We start from the raw sequence: 20,471 nt of genomic DNA on the forward strand, positions 1-20,471 counted from the left end.
CTGTCAAAAAGCAATTAAAATTTTAGACTACAACATTTCATTACATTACCCACTTATGTGTTTGATTTTTGAAGTTATGCTTAATCTCTTTTAAAAATATCTCTTGTATAAACCTTTTCAATTACATCATCAAGACAGCAGTCATAGCGGTTTGCGATGATAGCCTGACTCACCTGCTTGAACTTTGCAAGGTCATTGACCACCATACTACCAAAGAAAGTCGTTCCATCCTCAAGTGCAGGCTCGTAAATCACAATATTAGCACCCTTGCCCTTGATACGCTTCATCACGCCTTGGATTGAGCTCTGGCGGAAGTTGTCAGAATTCGACTTCATGGTCAGACGGAAAACACCGATGGTACATTCCTCCATTCCATCCTCAAACTCATTCTTGCCAGAATAGCCATACCAGCCAGCCATCTTGAGGACCTGATCAGCAATGAAGTCCTTACGAGTGCAGTTGCTCTCAACAATAGCAGTCATCATGTTTTGAGGCACTTCGTTATAGTTTGCGAGCAGCTGCTTAGTGTCCTTTGGCAGACAATAGCCACCATATCCAAATGAAGGATTATTATAGTGAGTACCGATACGAGGATCAAGACCAACACCTTGGATAATAGCCCGTGCATCCAATCCCTTGACCTCAGCGTATGTGTCGAGTTCATTGAAATATGAAACACGAAGAGCAAGGTATGTATTGGCGAACAGTTTTACAGCTTCAGCCTCTTTCATACCCATAAATAGAGTATCAATATTCTCTTTGATTGCGCCCTCTTGTAGCAATGTAGCAAATGTCTTGGCATCCTCCTCCATATGGTCACCAGCAATTTGGATGATTGCTTCGTTCTCTTCCTCAAATTCCGAATTCTTGATAATCTTGGGATAACCTACAATAATGCGAGAAGGGTACAAATTGTCGTAGAGAGCCTTACTCTCACGCAGAAACTCCGGAGAGAACAACAAACGGAACTTGAAATCTGTACCTTTAGCTGCAAACTTCTGAGCATACTTAACATATAAGCTGCGTGTGTACCCAACTGGAATAGTAGACTTAATTACCATCAGAGTCTCTGGATTCACATCAAGAACTAAGTTTATCACATCCTCAATGTGATGTGTGTCGAAGAAGTTCTTCTGAGGGTCATAGTTTGTAGGAGCGGCAATCACAACGATATCTGCATCCTTGTAGGCACTTGCACCATCCAAAGTTGCAGTAAGGTTCAGTTCCTTCTCTGCAAAGTATTTTTCAATGTACTCATCCTGAATAGGAGAAATGCGGTTGTTGATTTTCTCCACTTTTTCGGGAATAACATCAACAGCTGTTACTTTATGATGCTGTGCAAGCAAAGTTGCTATTGAAAGGCCAACGTAGCCTGTGCCAGCTACTGCGATCTGAATTTCATTGAAGGTTCTCATTGTTGTTGATATTTATTTTTATATAAATCATTATTTATTGCTTATCATACGATTCATCAAGTCGATGTACATCATCATATTTTTTTCCATGGAGAACATTGACTCGGAACGTGAGCGACAATTATCACGATATACCTCACATCCAACTTGACGAATCTCTGCGATCTTTTGGGAATAAAGTTCAGGAGCAAGTGATGGTATAAGGTATCCACATTTCTCGTCCCGACCAATCAACTCGGGTGTTGCAGTGCCATCGTATGCTACAACGGGGACACCTGAAGACAAAGCTTCTGCTGTTGTTTTACCAAAGGTTTCCTGAAGTGTAGGGTTCACAAAAACATCAGCCATCGCATACAGTTCCGCGAGTTCAGCCACATTTACCGTTGGAGGTAGATATGAAATGTTTCCTCTCTTGTGCAATACAGACGAACTGTCACCTACCAAAACCAACCGCATATCGTTGGGAAGAATGTCACTAAGCAAATGAAAAAAGTTAATGCCCTTTGCTAACGACCAAGCCTGTGAAACACCCAAAACAATAAAATCCTCGGCAGAGAATCCATATTTCTTCCGTATTGGCGTTTTATCCTTTGGACAGAATGTCTTCAAATCGATCCAATTATATATGCACTGAATATCGAATGCTTTGCCAAGAATAGACTGCTTAGCATCATTTGCCACCCATTGAGAAACACCAATTGCAGCAAGTTTCTTTATGGTGCCAAAGAGCTCTTTTTTCTCCTTAAGCATTGTTGTAGTCTGATCGAAGAACCAACTATGTAAATCTGTCTTCAGAACAGGACAATGACCACACTGTTCCTTCCATTTACTACATCCGGGAGCTATATAATACACACAATTACCCGTGTAAAACCAACAATCATGCAGAACGAGTATTGTTGCAATATCATGTTTGGCAAGATACTTGAGTAGCATTGGGAGATTGACATAATTGCCATGAAGATTACGAAGAATAACCACATCTGGCTGGATTACATCCATATATTTCAACAATCCTTTTGTTGCGCAATGTGAAAAATATCCCTGTTTCCCCCATATTCTCGAAAACAACGCATGAAACTTGTAGTCGACCTTGTTTCCTATATGATAACAATTTTCAGTCAGATCTGCCAAATCAGGAGCAGCCACATACGATTCAATGCCATGACTCTGAAAAAATTCATGCATCTCACGGGTCGTGCGTCCTGTACTAGAGTTGGCAAATACTGCATTTATTTGTAATACTTTCATTGATTCCTAAATTTTATCTTCAGAACATTCATCCAAACAAACTGTGGTAAGTATTTCATTATAAAAAGCATATACTTATTCGCTCCCATGGTTGGATTTTTCATATACTCTTCGTAATTGATAAAAATCTCCCCTTTTATCCTATTGAAATGCTCAGAAGCCTTTTTCATTTCAGAATATTTTTTTAGCTGAAACAAGACGAAGAACTGCTTGGAGCAAAGATTTTTGCGTGCTATATTATAATATTCAGGAAGATGAACCATCAATATTTGAGAGATACCATCCTGAATTGGCAATAAAGCAAGTTTGTTAACGTTAAAAGAAGCTGTCATTGTACTATTTTCCCTGTTCAAATAAAAATACAACGGATTATTGATGCACACAATTTTAGTACTTTTTGATACCGTGTTGTAAATAAATTCATCATCCTCGTACGCTCGAACCTCCCTAAACTTAACATCACTTACAATTTCACGCTTGAATAGCTTGCAGCAAACACTCGTATTGATATGCTTTCCTGTACCCACTGTCAGTTCTGCTAACGCCTCCTTCTTTGTATATATTTCTTTAAAAACATCAGGATAAGAACATGATTGCTCTCCAGTGGGTTCAACCTTCCACCAACCACATTGGACGATGTCTGCACTCTCACGAATCATTGTGTCATAAAGAGTTTTGTACATTTCTGGTTCTATCCAATCATCACCATCAATATAACCAATATATTCACCTTGTACATACTCAAATGCGTAATTTCGTGCGGAAGCCTGACCACCATTTTCTTTTGATAATACTTTTATGCGATTATCCTTTTGAGCATATTTATTACATATTTCCAAAGATTGGTCGGGAGATCCATCATTAACAAGAAGAAGTTCAAAATTGTCGTAAGTTTGAGCCAATATACTTTCTATACATTTAGGAAGATACTGTTCAACCTTATATATAGCTACAATTATGCTAATCAATGGTCTACTCATAAGTTATTAACTATAAATTTCCAATTAAGACAGGATACAATTATATTTGGTCTCCAAGCTACATTACCACCACTTTCAGGAACATTAGGTATAAACTTTGCCTTTGTTCCCGAGTAGTCATGATTAGTTAGAAACTCCCCCTTTAAGTTATTCACCTCAAATATATTATAAAATCTTTCTATTTGATCTTTTCTAAAAAAATCATTTTCTGTTAGCAGGCAGAAAAGTTTCGAGTAATTTATTCTACTGCTACGTCTATACCATTTTGATAACGCCTCTTTGGGTGTTGAATAATGCATAAAATAGACCTCAATATCATCAATTCTACCAACAGGGAAAGAAAATGGTTTATATGAATTATAAATTGACGATTGGGAAGGTTCTATCAATTCAACACTATGTTTAAAGTAGTACTCAGGTCGCGATATCAACTTTAAATAATCATCTGTAGTAAAATAAACACCTTCTGTTGGTGTTTTATAAGCAATACCATAATACTGATAGACATACCCCCCTGTGCAATTGTTGCTGATAATGCTGAAATCATCACATTTCAAGCCAATACGTCTTTTCCATTTAAAGAAACGTACCAATACATGATAATATGGCTTTAATAGCTGTTTCAATTTATTCATCTTTTCCAATATTTATCAACTATATCTGTTGCTTTTACAAGGTATGCTTCAGATCCTTTTTGAGAGAGAATCTTTGCAGGTATCCCCCCAACACTTACATTGGGAGTAGGAATATCTTTGCACACAACTGAATTGGCTCCAACGGCAACACCATCTGCAATATGGACATTTCCAATTACAGCCGTTCCAAAACCAAGGAATACATTATCGCCAACCATTGGCTTCATATTATCTCCTGTAAACCCAACGACTGTGCCACCAATTACTCGAAAGTTCTTTCCACATTGTCCTCCAATTATCACCATTCCGTAATGCTCTATGCAAAGTCCGGGACCGATTACATTGAACGCGATAGAAAAGCCTAATTTATGACTCAATTTTACATACTTGTATTTGAGATACTTGCCATAAAGGCGACCTATAAGGTCATGACGACAATTCTCGTAATACTCACATTTGCGGAGAAGCCGCTCAAATGTCCAAATAATATCATGCAAATATCTTGGTCTTTTAGTCGTTTTTCTAAGCGCAACCTTATCACACTCCAAGTAGTATAGATAATCTTCTTTACTTTGTATCATCTTTAAACCAATTATTGTTTATAATTTCTGCTTTACTAATAGGACCATCGGGGTAATATATCGGTTTGCCTGTCTCTATGATTGCTTTACACAACTCATAAAATCGTTGTGCGCCATTCTTTGGATTCCAAAGATTTAACATGGTATCAATCGCATTCTTTGAAAGTCGTTTACGAAGTTCTTTTGACTCTATCAGTTTCAGCACATTTCGCTCAAATGAACCATAATTCCCAGTCTCGTAAATCAATCCATTTTCGTTATGCTTAGCAAGGAAAGGAGTCGCCCCTATACCATGACTTGTAACAACGGCACAACCAGAGGCCATCGATTCACCAAGAACTGCCCCCCATCCCTCATTGAAGTCAGATGTAAACAGATAGATGTCTGCATGCTCCATAAAGGTGCGAACCTCTGTTGGTTTCATAATACCATGTATAATAACATTATCCTCAATATTATAGTCTTTTATAAGACTCTTCATGGCGGTTTCTTGCTCTCCTGAACCAATAATATCCAAAACGAAGTCAACATCACGTTCTTTCAATGTCTTAGCAATACGGATAGGATAATCAGGGTGTTTCAATTTTAAGAAACGACCAGCCCATAGCAAATGGATCTTGCCATCATCAACCTTTGTTTTTCTGCCCTCTGGATAAGCGACCTCAATAAAATGCCCCCATTTGAACCTACGACCTTTGAAAGCTGTAATTTTTTGCGTATCTATAGCTGTAAATCCGCTTGCCGCAAGCAAATAAAAATTGCTTTTGTGACCAGGAATTATGAATCGCTTCAATACCGTTATGAAAGTTAAAGGATTCAACATATGCCATACACCGTTACGGAACAACCGTTCGGCATAGAAGAAAGTTAATTTATCCTTTTTTACACGTTCTGCAATAAACTCATTCGGTGCAGCACCAAGAATCAAAGCATCTGCATTGTTACATGAATCCATGGCTCTTACATAGTCATCAGGACTTTCATATGAACATATGCAATAAGGAACATCTGACATATCCTGCCACCCCATATTTATTCGTCCCTGCTCTATCGGTTTGGTTTGTATAAAAACAAAATCAATTCTTGGATTTTCATATAAAGCATCACAAAGAAATCTCTCGTGATGATTTAGATAATTTGAAGCGAATACGATTTTCATTAGAAAAAAAATTCATAGTTGAAACTGTCGTCAAGTCTATGGATAAATATATATCCCATCATTGACAAAACTATAATCAAAACAATACTCTTATTTCTCGTATTTTGAGTCAATAATTCCTCCAGTACCAAATAAGTGTGAGGCATGAAATAAAAGGAGACACGTTCCGCAGTTCGGCTAATCAGACGCGCAGTCCATACTGATAATGACATAAATGAGATATTTACACTACCAACATTCGTTTCTTTTTGTTTTTGTATTTCGTCACGGTATTTATATGCATAATATGTAATAATCGCTACAATACTAAAAAATATGTATCCATTATCTGCTTTTTCAATATTCGTATACTTATCATATTCCATTACATCTGCAGCCCAAAGAAGCATCTTATCTCCAAGAAGTACAATTACCAATAGCCCCATAAATAACACCCCAGCTTTCTTCGGTGTCATATTCATATTTCCAATAATATATAACGGTATAGCCAATACCACTGATTTATGGAATTGTGCAGCTAACACGATCAATAACAAGAAGTACAATGTTTTCTTTTTTTTTACAAATTCATATGCAAACATTGTTATGCAAATCGCAATAGTCTGTCTCATTCCAGAAAGGGAAAATTGGAAGAATCCCATTGTAGTAAAAAAATACAATAATACTACTTTATTTGTAGCATTTCTTGCTATAAAATAGAACATTGATACGCATGTAAATAAAGAAGTCGCATAGATTAAGTAACGTGAATCATTTGTAAATAACTTTATTATAATCTGCAATAGATAGAAACCATGTTCATAATCCAACGTGTCATCAAAATAAGAAGTATAGTTTTCCAAATCTACCATTTCAAACATATGTAAATACGGCATTGTGTCAGTCCCTACAGTTTCCGATCGCAAGGCAAGTATCAAGAATATAGGTAATGTTCCTGCAAACAATAGTTTATTACCAGACCGCTGATTCGAGTACCGCTGTTCAATAAAGACTAAAATTAACAGCCAAAGTAATAACAAGTAATATATCATATCATTACTGTCCCGTAAAAGTGGATAAATAGTTCTTTGAAATAATTGAAATATAGTCTATTAGATACTACTTTTTAGGCGCGACGATTTGAAATCATACCTTTGAGGTCAATTAAGGTGACCTCAAATGAACCAAGATAAATATGTTTTCGCTCAGTTAGTAGAATTCTTGAACAATGATAAGTTCAGAAGACTTGTAGACAAGTATGATGGCAATCGTTATGTGAAACATTTCACTTGCTGGAGTCAGTTACTTGCAATGATGTTCGGTCAACTCAGTAATCGTGAAAGTCTTCGTGACTTGATTGTAGCTTTGGAAGCACATCAAGGAAAGCGTTATCATTTGGGATTGGGTCGTGAGCCCATTGCCAAAACTACGCTTGCATCTGCCAATCAGAATCGGGATTACAGAATCTTCGAAGATTTTGCTTTCTATATGATGAAGGAAGCATGTGAAAAACGATCGACTCACATCTTGGATATTCCAGGAAGGAAGTATGCGTTTGATTCCACTACGATTCCTTTATGTTTGGCTACATTCCCTTGGGCGAAGTTCCGTAAGAAAAAAGGTGGAGTTAAGGCTCATGTCCTTTATGACATAGAAGCACAACTTCCAGCCTTTTATACAGTAACTACAGCATCCAGGCATGATTCAACAGAAATGTCCGCAATTAATTATGAGCCAAATGCTTATTATATATTTGACAGAGCGTATGACTCGTTTAAAGAACTTTATCGGATTCATCTTACAGGTTCTTTCTTTGTAGTCAGAGCGAAGTCTAATCTGAAATGCAAGTTCTGTAAATGGAAGCGTAGAATGCCGAAGAATATCCTTTCAGATGCGGAAGTGAAACTGATAGGGTACACTTCTGAAAAGAAGTATCCTGAATCATTCAGAGTCATCCGTTTCTATGATGAAGAGGATGATCGTGAATTCACATTCCTGACGAATGCCAAACACATATCTGCACTTGATGTTGCCAATCTTTATAAGAAAAGATGGTTCGTGGAACTTTTCTTCAAATGGCTGAAACAACACCTTAAGATAAAAAGGTTCTGGGGTACTACCGAGAATGCGGTTCGAATACAGATTAGTGTTGCTATCATCACCTATTGTTTAGTAGCTATTGTCCAATATGATATGCAACTGAATCGTTCAACTTATGAGGTCTTGCAGATTCTTAGCATCTCATTAACAGATAAAACGCCTTTACAAGAGCTGTTTAATAAGACTAATTTCAATGATGTCAAAGAACAATTTAATCCCCTTATTCCGGGATTATTTGATTAATTAATAACTCGTCCCGATTTTAACGGGACACTAGTGATATCATATATATTTTCACCTTAAATAATTATTCAATAATTCAATACATCGTTGACGTTCCTTCTCTAAAAGAATATTTGTATTCTCCCAATCTATCTTATCATCTATTTGGATATCAGATAGTTGTGATATGGAAATTAACCTATGCTCAAGCTGTAAAACAGATAATAGAGATTCGAACCTTGCCATTCCGCGACCCGGATTGCCAATAACCCAAAAGTCCTTATTGAAAATAATACTGAACACCATACCATGAAAGGAATCGATAATAACCAACTTTGCGTCCATAAACCCTCTTAACCATTTAGTTACTGATGAGAAAGGTTTCTTTGTATTGAACGAATCATTCCCCTCATTGTCCTCTTGGTTGACAGTAAAGGGTGTTAAGTCTTCCCTTTGAGCCATCCCGTTTATAACCGACAAAACCTCTGGAGTTTTATTGAATACATAATAAAACAAGTTCCCTTCACTTTTTACTTCATGTTCATTCTCAACCAATCTAATATAATCTTCTCTCTGTAAAAGCATAGTTGGATCCAACACGTGGGTAGCTTCTACACCTAAATATTCCTTACACAACGAGATTCCAGAACTTTCACGAACCGTTATCAAGTCGAATTTTTTGGCAAGTTTAGAGCATACTGTTGTTTGCTTTTCATCATATTCCCAAAAGTCAACTCCGAATGATGTAGCATATGCAATGCGTTTTACCGTATCGTTTTTTGTAAACTGTAGAAACATTTGTTCTAACAAAGGGTTATATGCAGGTCTCCATGTTTGATCACTACCTACTATATAGGCTTCTTTTGGGTGCTGAATATGATAATAAGAAAACGCTTTTGCTGACTTTAGGGGTTGAGTGCGGGAAATATATTTATTTATAAATTCTACCAGCCTAATGCCCTGTTTTGCATTTTCTTTTTGTTGTTGCAATATGGTTCGTTTAATCCGCCCAATACTATACAGAAAATAGTTTCTAATAAGTTCATTAAGTCTTTGGAAAGCGTTATTCCTGGACAGAGGATCCCAATCTAAGGTCTCAACCTCATGTCCATTTCTTTTTAAAATAGTCTGTAGAGCATAATTCTGCAACAAACATCCGTAATTATAAAGGAGCGCTTGCGTTAATATTCCTATCTTCATTTTACTATTCTTTTAACAATATTTCTCTTTAACCACTCTATAAGTCGGTGGTTAAAACTAACCTCAAAGTGCTTGTTAACCTTGCTTGCCGCTCTTATGCCACCTTCTGCATATTTTTTCCAAAACACACTAACATATTCCGTTTCAGAGACACAATGTTCGATGGGGGGATTATACTTCAAAGCGTATTCATAGTCTGTTTCTTCAATGTCGGGTAACATCTCCAACAAAGCACATCCCTTTGACGAATATCCCAATACAAGAGAAACCCCTTTATCATCCAGCCATCTACTATACTTCAAATCATAGCCCCAAAAGTCAGCTAAGGTAATGTCTGCACATGATTTTCCAGATTTTGCAGGACACTTATAGCAAGAAGGGCGAAGCGATAAATTGTTCAGGAAGAATTTCATATAGAGATCCTGATTGTATATAGTGGACAACAAAATTGAATTTTGGTAGTTCTTAGAGGGTGACTTGTAAACAACAAAACCAAATTTTTTCCAACTATAACCACCAAGTTGCTTTTCTCTAAAATTTATGTCTGTTATCGTAGGCATAATCTTTAAAGAAGAAGACAAAACCGATTTTTTCCAGCCGCTTCGCTCGGATTTTATTTCTTCCAAATATTTACGCCAAACTCCAGGGCTTGGAACGCCATGGCAAACCACATCAACGGTAATTAAATTATCATAATCCTTGCGAAGACACTTCATGAGACCAGCAATCTGGCAAGAGGTACCTGTGTACAACACTTTTCTTCCCTGCTTAAGGAATTCAAGAGTCCGCCTGTAGGTTTCCCCTATTCTGCTCTGAACATACTTAGAGCCACGAAAAGCATCCAAACCCTTTATAGTTTCAACATAATCATGAACCACATCCAAATTCTCATCAAAGCGAGCTCCAAATACACACCCCCCCTCTGCAATGACAGTCTCTGCTAATAAGGTAAAAACGCCACCGGAGGAACTTTTCAATCGAATCTCTTCATTCGGATTGATTGCAGCAAATACTTTAAGTGGTATTCGAGGTTCGTTTGGATTGAGCACAAGGCATACTTTCTCGCAAAGACCACAATCAATACATTGTTCTTTGTCTACCACAGGATATCGGAAACCTTGCCCATCTTCTTCAAATGAGATGCATTGCTTGGGGCAAGACTGCATACATGCAGCACAACCGCAACAATTATGTTTGTCTATTATGTTGATCATTTTTAGGGGAGATTCAAAAAACTTATAAAATGTCAGTCAATATACGTTTAATCTTTCTTAATGGCATCTTTACGAATCTTTTCAACATACCTATATAGTACAACGTATTTTGCTCTATAGCTATTGTAATATACGTTTTCCAAAAGGGTTTTTCAAACAAGTCCATAACATATTTTTTAGTCTTAGAGTCTCGTACCATTGACAGATTAGTCAACTCTAGATTAAATAATGGCATTATGGAATTTTGTGTAAAATTCTTCAATGATTTATATGGATATTTACTCATATTTGAAAGAAGCAAATATCGATACAATACTCTTGTTATTGGTCTATCGATAATATAGTTAACCTCATATTTCTTTAAACCTTCGTTATTGCATATAGCAAGGAGACGTTCAAAGGCTTCGTAATTCCTTTTTTGTATAAAGATAAAATACTCAGGTTTTCTAAGTGCCCCTCCTAAGCCTATTTGTTTTTCATATTTTGTCCATATAAAATTTAAAGCATATGCAGCCCCTGTGTAATAAAATCGATTAACATGATGAAGGTAGTCTAAGACAAAAATCTGATCTTCGCCTAAAGTTACATCCTCCTGAAACATAATTTTGTGTTCGTCCAATATTGATTTTCGAAATAATTTATCATGTACAAAGAAAAAATCATGACTATAAGGGTCGAACCTATTAAAAAGATAGTCTATTATCTTGTCGCGACTTTCTAAATCAACCTTATCCCCATCAGGATAATGCTTTAATAACACTTTGCCATCTCTGAATCGTGAAAAGCCTCTACCAAACATCAATAAATCATAAGCTTCGAGATACCCTCCATCATACAGTGTACTATAACATGAAGGATGTATACCGTCATCACTATCTACAAAAGTAACCCAGTCACCAGTTGCATTACCAAGACCATTATTACGAGCTGCGCTAACTCCAGCATTATTCTGGGGAATAACACTTATGCGGGAATCTTTAGATGCCAATTCTTCGCAGATTTTTAAGCTGTTATCAACACTACCATCATCAACAATAATAATCTCAAGATTTTTATATTCTGATTGAATAATGCTACTGACACATGCAGTTATAGTATTTTCTCTATTATAAACAGGTATGATAACAGATATTTTAGGTCTATCCATAAGTCATCAATTGTAATACGTAGTATTAATGATTAGATCAATTTGTTAACAATTTATGTAATTTCAAATAAACGGTTAATCCATAAGGTATAAAAGTTATAATATATATAATATGATGAGTAATTTTCGCATTACCTAAATCACATAATCTTTTATACAATCTCCTAATATGTTCTGATGATTTACGCACAAGTATAACATTGAACAAATCCGTGACAAGCAGATTGCGAATCTCAGAAATATAGAATTCTTTCTTGCGGGATTCCAGACCATTTATACTATTAATAGCCGAAACTAGAGTATCCTCGTAAGAGTGGTATCTCTTAATTATTCCATCGATATCGCCATATTGTCCTCTTGAATGAGAATTGGATCGTGCAAGTACATTGCACAATATTTCTTTAATGGTATAGCTCTTATATCTAGCTAATATCGGGAGCATGATTTGCCAATTTTGACCAGTATTCTTAGCGCAGAAGATCTCCAACCCTGTTACCTCTTTCAAGTAGTCAATACGAACCATATATGCAATTGGAGGAAAGTAGAATCCATTTCTTGAGAACAGACAATCCTCAAACAACTCAAAATCCTTATAGTCTGGGGCATCCAATCCTGAGGTAGACAATGTTTCTAAAGTATCTTCATCAACAAACTGTAGCGCGCTTCTTACCAAACCATAATCTTGAGGCAACTCTTCAAACTTGGTGACAAGTTTTGAGATAAAAGCGGATGAATTGTAATAATCATCACTATCAGGCCATAACAAATACTTGCCTGTCACCAGTTTCAGAGCCCTATTTATGGCATAAGATTGCCCTGCGTTCTCTTGGTATATATATGAGAGATTATATCCCTTCTCTCCAAATTTCGAGATGTAACTTTCAACAACATATCGAGTGTTATCTTTCGATCCATCATCTATACAAAACATTTCCACATAGGGATAGTCCTGCATCAAAACAGAATCCAAAAGACGATGTAATATTGCTCCCGTGTTATAACAGGGTGTAATTATTGATACAAGTTTATCTTTCATGAGTGAAACTTTTTCACAATTTTTATAGTAATACTAACACGCATATCTTTTGATAATAATGCATACCATCCTGTTACACCAAGACATATAAGTGTTGATAGAACAGTTAGAACAAGCCTAAAGAAACCTTCCTCAATATTTACATGCAACAAGTAGATTATTAATACAGGTAAGACAGATATCAATAAACATCTCAATAGCACATCACAAACAAATGTGTTCACTTTATAAACTGGACAATACATGTGCAGTGTCCATGCATTAGACAACATGCCAAGTATTACTGCACAAAAGTTGAAAGCATACGATATCCATGCATTACCGCCCAAAGAGAAAGCGAAATATGAAATTGGCATAACTAGCAGATATAGTGTTCCATTAATAAGACTTGGACGTTTAATCTTCCCTGTTGCATGTATTCCAGCGACAATTAAATATGATACATTAGAAAACAAACAGAAAAGCATAGTAAATAGGCAAAAATAAGATGTCTGCTCAGGTACCACTCCCAACCACAATTTAAGAATATAGTCAATTTCACCTAAGATGGGTACAATTATCATCATCATCAATAAATAATTCATCTTACATGAATTATTAATAAGTCCAGACATCTCTTCATAATGATTTTGAGCATAATACTTGATGATCTGTGGACGAACAGCTGTATTTATATTATTTGCAAATGCTCCCACAGCACCTTGAACATTCGTTGCTATACCTGCTGCCGCATTCATTGCTGGACCAAAGAAAATATTGATTAGCATAGCTACACCTTGAGTACGAGCTGTTACACTGAGATTACCATATAAATCCCACCCCGAAAATGACAGCATTGGTTTTACGATTTCAGGAGAGTATTTTCTCAGAACATGACACTCCTTGAAATGGCAAATACAATAATACCTATAGTACATAGCGATTCCAGCACCAACCATAAGTACCAAAATTGCATATATTATAAGTTTGTCTAATGGTAATATCACCAATAAGTATAGTGTTCCAAGTTTGAGAAACACATTGACAAGTTCCACATATGCATACACATTCATTTTCTCATGAGCAATGATACTGGCATTATATGGTACTTGCGTTATTGAAATGAGAGTCGATAGAACGGATAATTGAAAAACAACATGAGCCGCAAACATACGATTCTCAGCTATAACCATCTTAGATGTCAAGAACCATAATCCTATAGTTTCACTCAATAAAAAAACGATTAATGCGATAATGGTATGAACCCAAAATGATGACGAAAAAGTGTCCCGTAGTTCACAAATATTTTCTTTACCAAGAGCATAAGTCAAGAAACGACTAGTCGCGCCAGACATAGTACTATTTATGAAAGAGAACATAGCCACCACCCCACCAACCACATTGTATATACCATAATCATCTATACCCAATGTATGTAATATGACCCTAGATGTATAAAGCGACACCGCCATGGATATAAACATGCGAATATATAAAAGTAATGTATTTTTTGCTATTCGCTTGTTATTTTGGGAAATATATTGCATATATTATTTTAATACTAATACCGAGCATTTAATAATTATTGCAGCAACAGAAGGAGGCAAGCCTTCTGCTACTTGGGGATGTTGATATGGTAGAACTTCCTCCACACCATTTTATTAACCACACCAGTGTAGCTTTGAATAATCTTCACCACCTTCTTGGCAACATCTTCAACATATACAGGTACGGGTATCCCGTTATCACCCTCGGCATTCATAGCAATAGCCGTGTCTACAGCCTGAAGGAGAGATTTTTCGTCAATGCCTGCAAGAATAAAGCCAGCCTTATCCAACGATTCGGGACGTTCGGTACTGGTACGAATACAGACAGCCGGAAAAGGATGCCCCACACTGGTAAAAAAGCTGCTTTCCTCGGGCAAAGTACCCGAATCACTGATTACAGCAGCAGCATTCATTTGAAGGCAGTTGTAATCATGAAAACCGAGAGGTTCATGACGTATTACACGTTTATCCAATTGGAAACCGCTCTTCTCAATACGGTTGCGCGAACGGGGATGACAGCTATAAAGGATAGGCATGTCATACTTCTCAGCTATGGCATTGATGGCATTGAACAGTGAAAGGAAATTCTCCTCTGTGTCTATGTTCTCCTCGCGGTGGGCACTGAGCAGGATGTATTTGCCCTTCTCCAAACCGAGACGTTGATGAATATCGCTGGCTTCTATGTCGGCAAGATTGGCATGCAATACCTCAGCCATGGGACTACCGGTAACATAGGTGCGTTCTTTGGGAAGACCGCACTCATGAAGGTATCTTCTTGCATGCTCGCTGTATGCCAGATTCACATCACTGATGATATCAACAATACGTCGGTTGGTCTCCTCAGGAAGACATTCATCCTTGCAACGGTTTCCTGCCTCCATGTGGAAGATGGGAATGTGCAGGCGCTTTGCCGCAATGGCACTCAAACAAGAGTTGGTATCACCCAATATAAGCAATGCATCAGGTTTGATCGCATTCATTAATTTGTAGGAGCAGTTGATGATATTACCAACCGTTGAACCCAAGTCGTCACCTACGGCATCCATATAAACCTCAGGATCGGCTAATTTCAAATCCTTGAAAAAAACTCCGTTGAGGTTGTAATCATAGTTCTGACCAGTATGCGCCAAAACTGTATCAAAGTATTTGCGACACTTGGTGATAACTGCCGCAAGACGAATAATCTCCGGTCTTGTACCTACTATGATAAGAAGTTTCAGTTTGCCGTTATCCGCAAACTTTACATCGCTATAATCTGTTTTAATATCTGCCATAATGTATTTATTCTACGGGTAAGAAATAAGTGTCCGGACAATTGGGGTCAAATGCCTCGTTGGCCCACATGAGGGTTACCAAATCGCAAGTATCAGAGAGGTTTATGATATTGTGAGTATAGCCGGGCAACATGTGTACAGCCTCTATCTTATCACCGCTAACCTCAAAATTCAACACTTCGTCAGAATCTATCCGGCGTTGCTGAATGAGAGCCTTACCCGATACAACAATAAAAAACTCCCATTTCGTATGATGCCAATGCTGCCCCTTGGTAATACCGGGCTTACTGATGTTCACACTAAACTGACCACAGTTCATTGTCTTCAGTAACTCGGTGAAACTCCCACGGTCATCTACGTTCATCTTCAACGGAAAGATTACCTTTTCTTGGGGTAAATAGCTAAGGAAGGTACTATAAAGTTTCTTGGCGAATGAGTTCCCGGGAATCTCGGGCATTACCAATGTTTGGGGCTGTGCCTTAAAGGATTCGAGTAACGAAACGATTTCACCAAGGGTTGCTTTGTGGGTAGTAGGCACAGCACAGTAACGCCCGTCAGCATTAAGGACTGTCTCCACACCGTCAAACTCACAATGATGTTCTTCACCTTGCAAAGCATTTATCATTTCTTTTACAAGGTCATCAATATAAAGAAGTTCAAGCTCTGCACCGGGATCATTAACCTGTATGGCAAGGTCGTTGGCGATGTTGTTGCAGAATGTGGCAACCGCACTGTTATAATTAGGACGACACCATTTGCCAAAGAGATTCGGGAAACGATAGACCAATACTCTGGCACCTGTTTCTCTACCATATTCAAAGAACAGTTCCTCACCCGCCAACTTGCTCTTACCGTAATCGCTGGTACCGTAACGGCCAATCAGGGTTGCCTGGATGCTACTTGACAACATCACGGGGCAATTGTTCTTATGAGCCTTCAAACAATCGAGCAACATTGACGCGAAGCCGAAGTTGCCGCTCATAAACTCGCTATTCTCTTTGGGACGGTTTACACCTGCCAAATTGAAAACAAAGTCACAGTCAGAACAGTAAGCATCCAGTTCCTCCTGACTACTGTCTATGTCATACTCATAAACAACGTCAATAACAAGACCGCCATAACAGCGGGCCTTTCCTTCCTTTATATTGTTGAGTTCGGCACAAAGATTCTTTCCTACAAAACCTTTGGCACCTGTAACCAATATCTTCATTATTCTGAACGGATTTCTTTAGACTTTGCACGCTCTATTAAACCGAGATCTTCCTGAATGAAACGTAAGCGCATAAGCTGTTCCTTCATCCCCTCAACATCCAGACGTGCGGTATTGTGAGAGTGATAGTCCTCAATTGCTGAAACCTTCTCATTACCTTCCACAAAGAACTTGTCATAGTTGAGGTCACGAGTGTCGCAAGGAATGCGGTAGTAGTTGCCGCAATCAATAGCTTTTGCCATTTCCTCACGGGTAACCAAAGTCTCATAGAGTTTTTCACCGTGACGGGTACCGATGATCTTAACCTCGGTTTCACCGTATTTAGGATCAATCCTGGAATAAATCTGCTTCAAAGCTTCAGCAAGCACATCCAAGGTGGCGGCAGGAGCCTTCTGTACGAAAAGGTCACCATTGTGACCATGGGTAAAGGCATAGACAACGAGGTCTACCGCATCATCCAAAGTCATCATGAAACGGGTCATATTGGGATCGGTAATGGTTATGGATTTACCCAACATGATTTGTTCCACCCACAAAGGAATAACCGAACCACGCGATGCCATTACATTGCCATAGCGGGTACAACAGATAGTCGTCTGAGCACCTTCACCTAATTCCCGTCCCTTCGCAATAGCCACCTTTTCCATCAAAGCTTTGGAGATCCCCATGGCATTGATGGGATAAGCCGCCTTGTCAGTAGAAAGAACGACTACATTCTTCACGCCGTGATCAATGGCTGAAAGCAGCACATTGCTTGTGCCCATCACATTGGTCATGGCCGCTTCCATAGGGAAGAATTCACAGGAAGGCACCTGTTTCAAAGCGGCAGCAGCAAACACATAGTCCACTCCACGCATCGCAACATCCACAGATTCACGGTTACGAACATTACCAATATAAAACTTCACCTTTGACGCCTGTTCGGGATGCTGTGCCTGAAGATGGTGACGCATATCATCCTGTTTCTTTTCATCCCGTGAAAAAATACGGATTTCCTTGATATCACTTGTGAGAAAACGACGGAGTACGGCATTACCGAATGAACCTGTACCACCTGTGATTAACAGGACTTTGTCTTTAAACACTGACATATCTTTGATATTTTTTATTAATTAGTCTTGTTTTTTACCTTATGCTCCCCATAACCGTAACCATAACCATATCGTTTACCATAGCCATAGTATTTGCCATATTTACCATAACCATAGTAATAGCCATATTTCTTCTTCTGAAGATTCAAACCATTGATGGCAATACAGAGATTAGGCAGTTTATTGTTTTCGGCAAGTTCGTTAATCAAAGTGAACTCTGCCTTACGGGTGTAATCAGCACGACATACATAGACGGATAAATCCGCCACACGTCCTATTAGCAAAGTATCTGTTACCATACCTACCGGAGCCGTATCCAATATCACATAATCAAAGCTCTTCTTAAGTGTTTCAACAGCTTTCTCCAATCCGTCACGAGCCAATAACTCTGTCGGATTAGGAGGAACTGTACCACCAGGAAGAATATATAAGTTCTTGTTTATATCAGAAGCCTGTACCAAATCAATCAGATTTATAGCAGGATTAGTCAGAAACTGGGTAATACCATGCTCCTTTCTAGGTATGTTGAAGACCTTATTCAAGCCCGGTTTACGGATATCAAGCCCTACAATTACAACTTTCTTGCCTAACAAAGAAAGACTGATAGCCAAATTAGCGGATACAAAAGACTTCCCTTCACCACTCACTGTAGAGGTCACTAAAATTACATTCTTGCCATTTTCAAGCATGAACTGAAGATTGGTACGGACATTACGGAAAGTCTCGCTCATCAAATTGTTCTGATTCTCAAATACGGCAATAGAACCCGTCTTTTCATCTGCCAATGGAATATCACCAATAACAGGAAGCGAAGTCAGTTTTTCAACATCTACACGACCTTCTATCTTAAATTTGGTCAGACCAATCAGATAAATGATACCTACCGGAATACCTATTCCAAATACCAAAGCCGCAAGATAAATCGTACTCCGCTTCGGAGAAATTGGAGCGCCGTCCGCCTGTGCCTCGTCAATAATCTTGGCATTATTGGCTATAGCAGCCAAAACAATGGCATTCTCCTCACGCTTTTGAAGTAACATCAGATACAAGCCAGACTTGATTTCCTGCTGGCGGGCAATACTAACAAACTGACGTTCCTGAGTGGGCGCGTCACTGATACGACGAGAATAGCGGCCTGCCTCACGAGCTAAATCCGCCCTCGTAATTTCCAGACCTTTCAGCATTGCATCCAAAGTGGTCTGTATGTTGCCACGCATCGCACGGATGCTGGCATTAAGATTTACAATTGCCGGATTGTTTTCAGTCGATGTACGCAACAGACGGTTACGCTCGGACACCATTTCATTATACCGGTCAATTGCTCCCGCTACACTAGCATCCTGTAAACCGACATTCGAAGGCAACACTTCATATTCGGCACCCTGCAGATATCTTTGCAAATCCATGACAAGATTAATCTGAGTCTGATTCTCCACGCGTTTCTTCTCATATTCGGCATTACCAGCCAAGGCTATTTGGGCTTCACTTGTCAAATCCGTAATACCTGCGCTACGCTTGAAGTTCTCCAAATCACGCTCTGTACTGCCCAGTTCTTTTGAGATAATACCGATACGTTCGTCAATAAACTCGGCTGTTCTCTGAGCCACCTCATTCTTGTCATTGTTGGCATTGATATTATACATTTCAAGCAGCTTGTCTATATAGTCCTTACCACGTTGGGTATTGGAGTTTTTAAGTGAAACGGTTACTACTGAAGTAGCCTTCGAGGTAGGGATTATTGACAGGGAACCGGCGTATCCTTTCGCTACAGAAAAAGGTCTGTTAATATAAGCCGTGATATGGCGTTCTTTTGTTACACTCTCAGGACGAAGTGATGACAAGGTATCGTTGTTCGCAAAAAAAGCAATTGTACCTTCATCGGTCGGGAGTACGGCAGGCAATTTCTCAAAACGTTTCCGGTACTCTTTTTCTCCCACCTTAATCTGTACATCCATCACACCGGAAGGTTGCAAGGACATATCTACTTCCATTGTCTGAGGAAGTTTATCCGCTTCCTGAGGAGTCAGGCTCACTAAGACAGGAGAAGTGCGATACAGTTCCTTTTTGGGAAACCTGTCCTCGTCCATATAAGTCACGAACAATCCCAGAGAACTGACCACCTCCCTTGCCAATGTTCTGGAACTCAAAACTTCAATTTCATTCTCTATATTACCCGATGAGGAGACAAAACCGTTCATCCCCATCTTTTCCAGTTCGGATGACATATTCGCACCACCGCCTTTCTTCTCATCCTTGATCAGGACTGTGGCGGAAACATTATAAATGGGGGTTGTCAAACGTAAATACCCCCATGCTAAGGCAACACAGACTATTACCGAAGCTACGAACCATGGCCAATGAATCAGATAATGGAAAAGGATTTCCTGAATATTGATCTGCTCTTCAGATTGTACTCCCGTTTTTTCTTTTCTTTCCTCAATCATATGATGT

At 38.5% G+C, this 20,471-nt stretch carries 17 protein-coding genes; 1 reads left to right on the plus strand and 16 read right to left on the minus strand.

Going from position 1 to position 20,471, the window contains the following annotated elements:
- Nucleotides 1–80: 80 nt before the first annotated feature.
- Genes ACGHVY_RS08195 through ACGHVY_RS08225 form a run of 7 tightly spaced genes read right to left on the minus strand, consistent with a single transcriptional unit; the run spans nucleotide 81 to nucleotide 7,052 of the window.
- Complete coding sequence (locus tag ACGHVY_RS08195) at nucleotides 81–1,415, minus strand: nucleotide sugar dehydrogenase (protein WP_390598303.1); 1,335 nt, start codon at nucleotides 1,413–1,415, stop codon at nucleotides 81–83.
- 30 nt (nucleotides 1,416–1,445) lie between these two features.
- A complete protein-coding gene (locus ACGHVY_RS08200) occupies nucleotides 1,446–2,666 on the minus strand; it encodes a glycosyltransferase (protein ID WP_390598305.1) in 1,221 nt (406 codons plus the stop codon).
- Entirely contained in the window at nucleotides 2,663–3,646 is a 984-nt protein-coding gene (locus ACGHVY_RS08205) for a glycosyltransferase family 2 protein (protein WP_390598307.1), read from the minus strand. The genes ACGHVY_RS08200 and ACGHVY_RS08205 overlap by 4 nt, the downstream gene beginning before the upstream one ends.
- Nucleotides 3,643–4,281 carry a DUF1919 domain-containing protein gene (locus ACGHVY_RS08210; RefSeq protein ID WP_390598308.1) on the minus strand — a complete coding sequence of 213 codons (639 nt, stop codon included), beginning with the start codon at nucleotides 4,279–4,281 and terminating at the stop codon, nucleotides 3,643–3,645. Before ACGHVY_RS08210 ends, ACGHVY_RS08205 begins: the two co-directional genes overlap by 4 nt.
- A complete protein-coding gene (locus ACGHVY_RS08215) occupies nucleotides 4,278–4,862 on the minus strand; it encodes a serine O-acetyltransferase (RefSeq protein WP_390598310.1) in 585 nt (194 codons plus the stop codon). Before ACGHVY_RS08215 ends, ACGHVY_RS08210 begins: the two co-directional genes overlap by 4 nt.
- Nucleotides 4,849–6,021, minus strand: coding sequence for a glycosyltransferase (locus tag ACGHVY_RS08220; RefSeq protein ID WP_390598312.1), 1,173 nt, complete (start codon nucleotides 6,019–6,021; stop codon nucleotides 4,849–4,851). Before ACGHVY_RS08220 ends, ACGHVY_RS08215 begins: the two co-directional genes overlap by 14 nt.
- Nucleotides 6,021–7,052 carry an EpsG family protein gene (locus ACGHVY_RS08225; RefSeq protein ID WP_390598314.1) on the minus strand — a complete coding sequence of 344 codons (1,032 nt, stop codon included), beginning with the start codon at nucleotides 7,050–7,052 and terminating at the stop codon, nucleotides 6,021–6,023. The genes ACGHVY_RS08220 and ACGHVY_RS08225 overlap by 1 nt, the downstream gene beginning before the upstream one ends.
- A gap of 127 nt (nucleotides 7,053–7,179) precedes the next feature.
- On the opposite strand from ACGHVY_RS08225, the gene ACGHVY_RS08230 reads away from it, so the two are divergent.
- Nucleotides 7,180–8,343, plus strand: a complete 1,164-nt coding sequence (locus tag ACGHVY_RS08230) for an IS4 family transposase (protein ID WP_002561845.1) — start codon at nucleotides 7,180–7,182, stop codon at nucleotides 8,341–8,343.
- A gap of 51 nt (nucleotides 8,344–8,394) precedes the next feature.
- Here the strand turns inward: ACGHVY_RS08230 and ACGHVY_RS08235 are convergent, their stop codons facing one another.
- The 9 genes from ACGHVY_RS08235 to ACGHVY_RS08275 all read right to left on the minus strand — a co-directional run bounded on the left by ACGHVY_RS08235 (nucleotide 8,395) and on the right by ACGHVY_RS08275 (nucleotide 20,464).
- Nucleotides 8,395–9,522, minus strand: coding sequence for a polysaccharide pyruvyl transferase family protein (locus tag ACGHVY_RS08235; RefSeq protein WP_390598316.1), 1,128 nt, complete (start codon nucleotides 9,520–9,522; stop codon nucleotides 8,395–8,397).
- Nucleotides 9,519–10,736, minus strand: coding sequence for a Coenzyme F420 hydrogenase/dehydrogenase, beta subunit C-terminal domain (locus ACGHVY_RS08240; RefSeq protein WP_390598318.1), 1,218 nt, complete (start codon nucleotides 10,734–10,736; stop codon nucleotides 9,519–9,521). Before ACGHVY_RS08240 ends, ACGHVY_RS08235 begins: the two co-directional genes overlap by 4 nt.
- Before the next feature lie 22 nt (nucleotides 10,737–10,758).
- Complete coding sequence (locus tag ACGHVY_RS08245) at nucleotides 10,759–11,883, minus strand: glycosyltransferase family 2 protein (RefSeq protein WP_390598320.1); 1,125 nt, start codon at nucleotides 11,881–11,883, stop codon at nucleotides 10,759–10,761.
- A gap of 37 nt (nucleotides 11,884–11,920) precedes the next feature.
- Complete coding sequence (locus ACGHVY_RS08250; RefSeq protein ID WP_390598322.1) at nucleotides 11,921–12,919, minus strand: glycosyltransferase family 2 protein; 999 nt, start codon at nucleotides 12,917–12,919, stop codon at nucleotides 11,921–11,923.
- On the minus strand, nucleotides 12,916–14,445 hold the full coding sequence (locus tag ACGHVY_RS08255; protein WP_390598324.1) for a polysaccharide biosynthesis protein: 1,530 nt from the start codon (nucleotides 14,443–14,445) through the stop codon (nucleotides 12,916–12,918). The genes ACGHVY_RS08250 and ACGHVY_RS08255 overlap by 4 nt, the downstream gene beginning before the upstream one ends.
- 68 nt (nucleotides 14,446–14,513) lie before the next feature.
- Nucleotides 14,514–15,719, minus strand: coding sequence for a UDP-N-acetyl glucosamine 2-epimerase (locus ACGHVY_RS08260; protein ID WP_390598326.1), 1,206 nt, complete (start codon nucleotides 15,717–15,719; stop codon nucleotides 14,514–14,516).
- Between the two features lie 7 nt (nucleotides 15,720–15,726).
- Nucleotides 15,727–16,929, minus strand: a complete 1,203-nt coding sequence (locus ACGHVY_RS08265) for a capsular polysaccharide biosynthesis protein CapF (protein ID WP_390598328.1) — start codon at nucleotides 16,927–16,929, stop codon at nucleotides 15,727–15,729.
- Complete coding sequence (locus ACGHVY_RS08270) at nucleotides 16,929–18,020, minus strand: polysaccharide biosynthesis protein (protein WP_390598330.1); 1,092 nt, start codon at nucleotides 18,018–18,020, stop codon at nucleotides 16,929–16,931. Before ACGHVY_RS08270 ends, ACGHVY_RS08265 begins: the two co-directional genes overlap by 1 nt.
- A gap of 17 nt (nucleotides 18,021–18,037) precedes the next feature.
- The gene (locus ACGHVY_RS08275; RefSeq protein WP_390598332.1) at nucleotides 18,038–20,464 is read right to left on the minus strand and encodes a GumC family protein; all 2,427 of its coding nucleotides are present in this window, start codon (nucleotides 20,462–20,464) and stop codon (nucleotides 18,038–18,040) included.
- Between the last annotated feature and the right edge of the window lie 7 nt (nucleotides 20,465–20,471).

Source organism: Bacteroides sp. f07, assembly GCF_042854785.1.
In the GTDB taxonomy this organism is placed as follows: Bacteria; Bacteroidota; Bacteroidia; order Bacteroidales; family Bacteroidaceae; genus Bacteroides.

What these genes read in the sequence shown, in the direction of transcription:
- ACGHVY_RS08260 (WP_390598326.1), bottom strand. Translation starts at nt 15,719, where the DNA reads ATGGCAGATATTAAAACAGATTATAGCGATGTAAAGTTTGCGGATAAC.
- ACGHVY_RS08240 (WP_390598318.1), bottom strand. Translation starts at nt 10,736, where the DNA reads ATGATCAACATAATAGACAAACATAATTGTTGCGGTTGTGCTGCATGT.
- ACGHVY_RS08230 (WP_002561845.1), top strand. Translation starts at nt 7,180, where the DNA reads ATGAACCAAGATAAATATGTTTTCGCTCAGTTAGTAGAATTCTTGAAC.
- ACGHVY_RS08200 (WP_390598305.1), bottom strand. Translation starts at nt 2,666, where the DNA reads ATGAAAGTATTACAAATAAATGCAGTATTTGCCAACTCTAGTACAGGA.
- ACGHVY_RS08255 (WP_390598324.1), bottom strand. Translation starts at nt 14,445, where the DNA reads ATGCAATATATTTCCCAAAATAACAAGCGAATAGCAAAAAATACATTA.
- ACGHVY_RS08270 (WP_390598330.1), bottom strand. Translation starts at nt 18,020, where the DNA reads ATGTCAGTGTTTAAAGACAAAGTCCTGTTAATCACAGGTGGTACAGGT.
- ACGHVY_RS08220 (WP_390598312.1), bottom strand. Translation starts at nt 6,021, where the DNA reads ATGAAAATCGTATTCGCTTCAAATTATCTAAATCATCACGAGAGATTT.
- ACGHVY_RS08235 (WP_390598316.1), bottom strand. Translation starts at nt 9,522, where the DNA reads ATGAAGATAGGAATATTAACGCAAGCGCTCCTTTATAATTACGGATGT.
- ACGHVY_RS08210 (WP_390598308.1), bottom strand. Translation starts at nt 4,281, where the DNA reads ATGAATAAATTGAAACAGCTATTAAAGCCATATTATCATGTATTGGTA.
- ACGHVY_RS08245 (WP_390598320.1), bottom strand. Translation starts at nt 11,883, where the DNA reads ATGGATAGACCTAAAATATCTGTTATCATACCTGTTTATAATAGAGAA.
- ACGHVY_RS08225 (WP_390598314.1), bottom strand. Translation starts at nt 7,052, where the DNA reads ATGATATATTACTTGTTATTACTTTGGCTGTTAATTTTAGTCTTTATT.
- ACGHVY_RS08250 (WP_390598322.1), bottom strand. Translation starts at nt 12,919, where the DNA reads ATGAAAGATAAACTTGTATCAATAATTACACCCTGTTATAACACGGGA.
- ACGHVY_RS08215 (WP_390598310.1), bottom strand. Translation starts at nt 4,862, where the DNA reads ATGATACAAAGTAAAGAAGATTATCTATACTACTTGGAGTGTGATAAG.
- ACGHVY_RS08265 (WP_390598328.1), bottom strand. Translation starts at nt 16,929, where the DNA reads ATGAAGATATTGGTTACAGGTGCCAAAGGTTTTGTAGGAAAGAATCTT.
- ACGHVY_RS08205 (WP_390598307.1), bottom strand. Translation starts at nt 3,646, where the DNA reads ATGAGTAGACCATTGATTAGCATAATTGTAGCTATATATAAGGTTGAA.
- ACGHVY_RS08275 (WP_390598332.1), bottom strand. Translation starts at nt 20,464, where the DNA reads ATGATTGAGGAAAGAAAAGAAAAAACGGGAGTACAATCTGAAGAGCAG.
- ACGHVY_RS08195 (WP_390598303.1), bottom strand. Translation starts at nt 1,415, where the DNA reads ATGAGAACCTTCAATGAAATTCAGATCGCAGTAGCTGGCACAGGCTAC.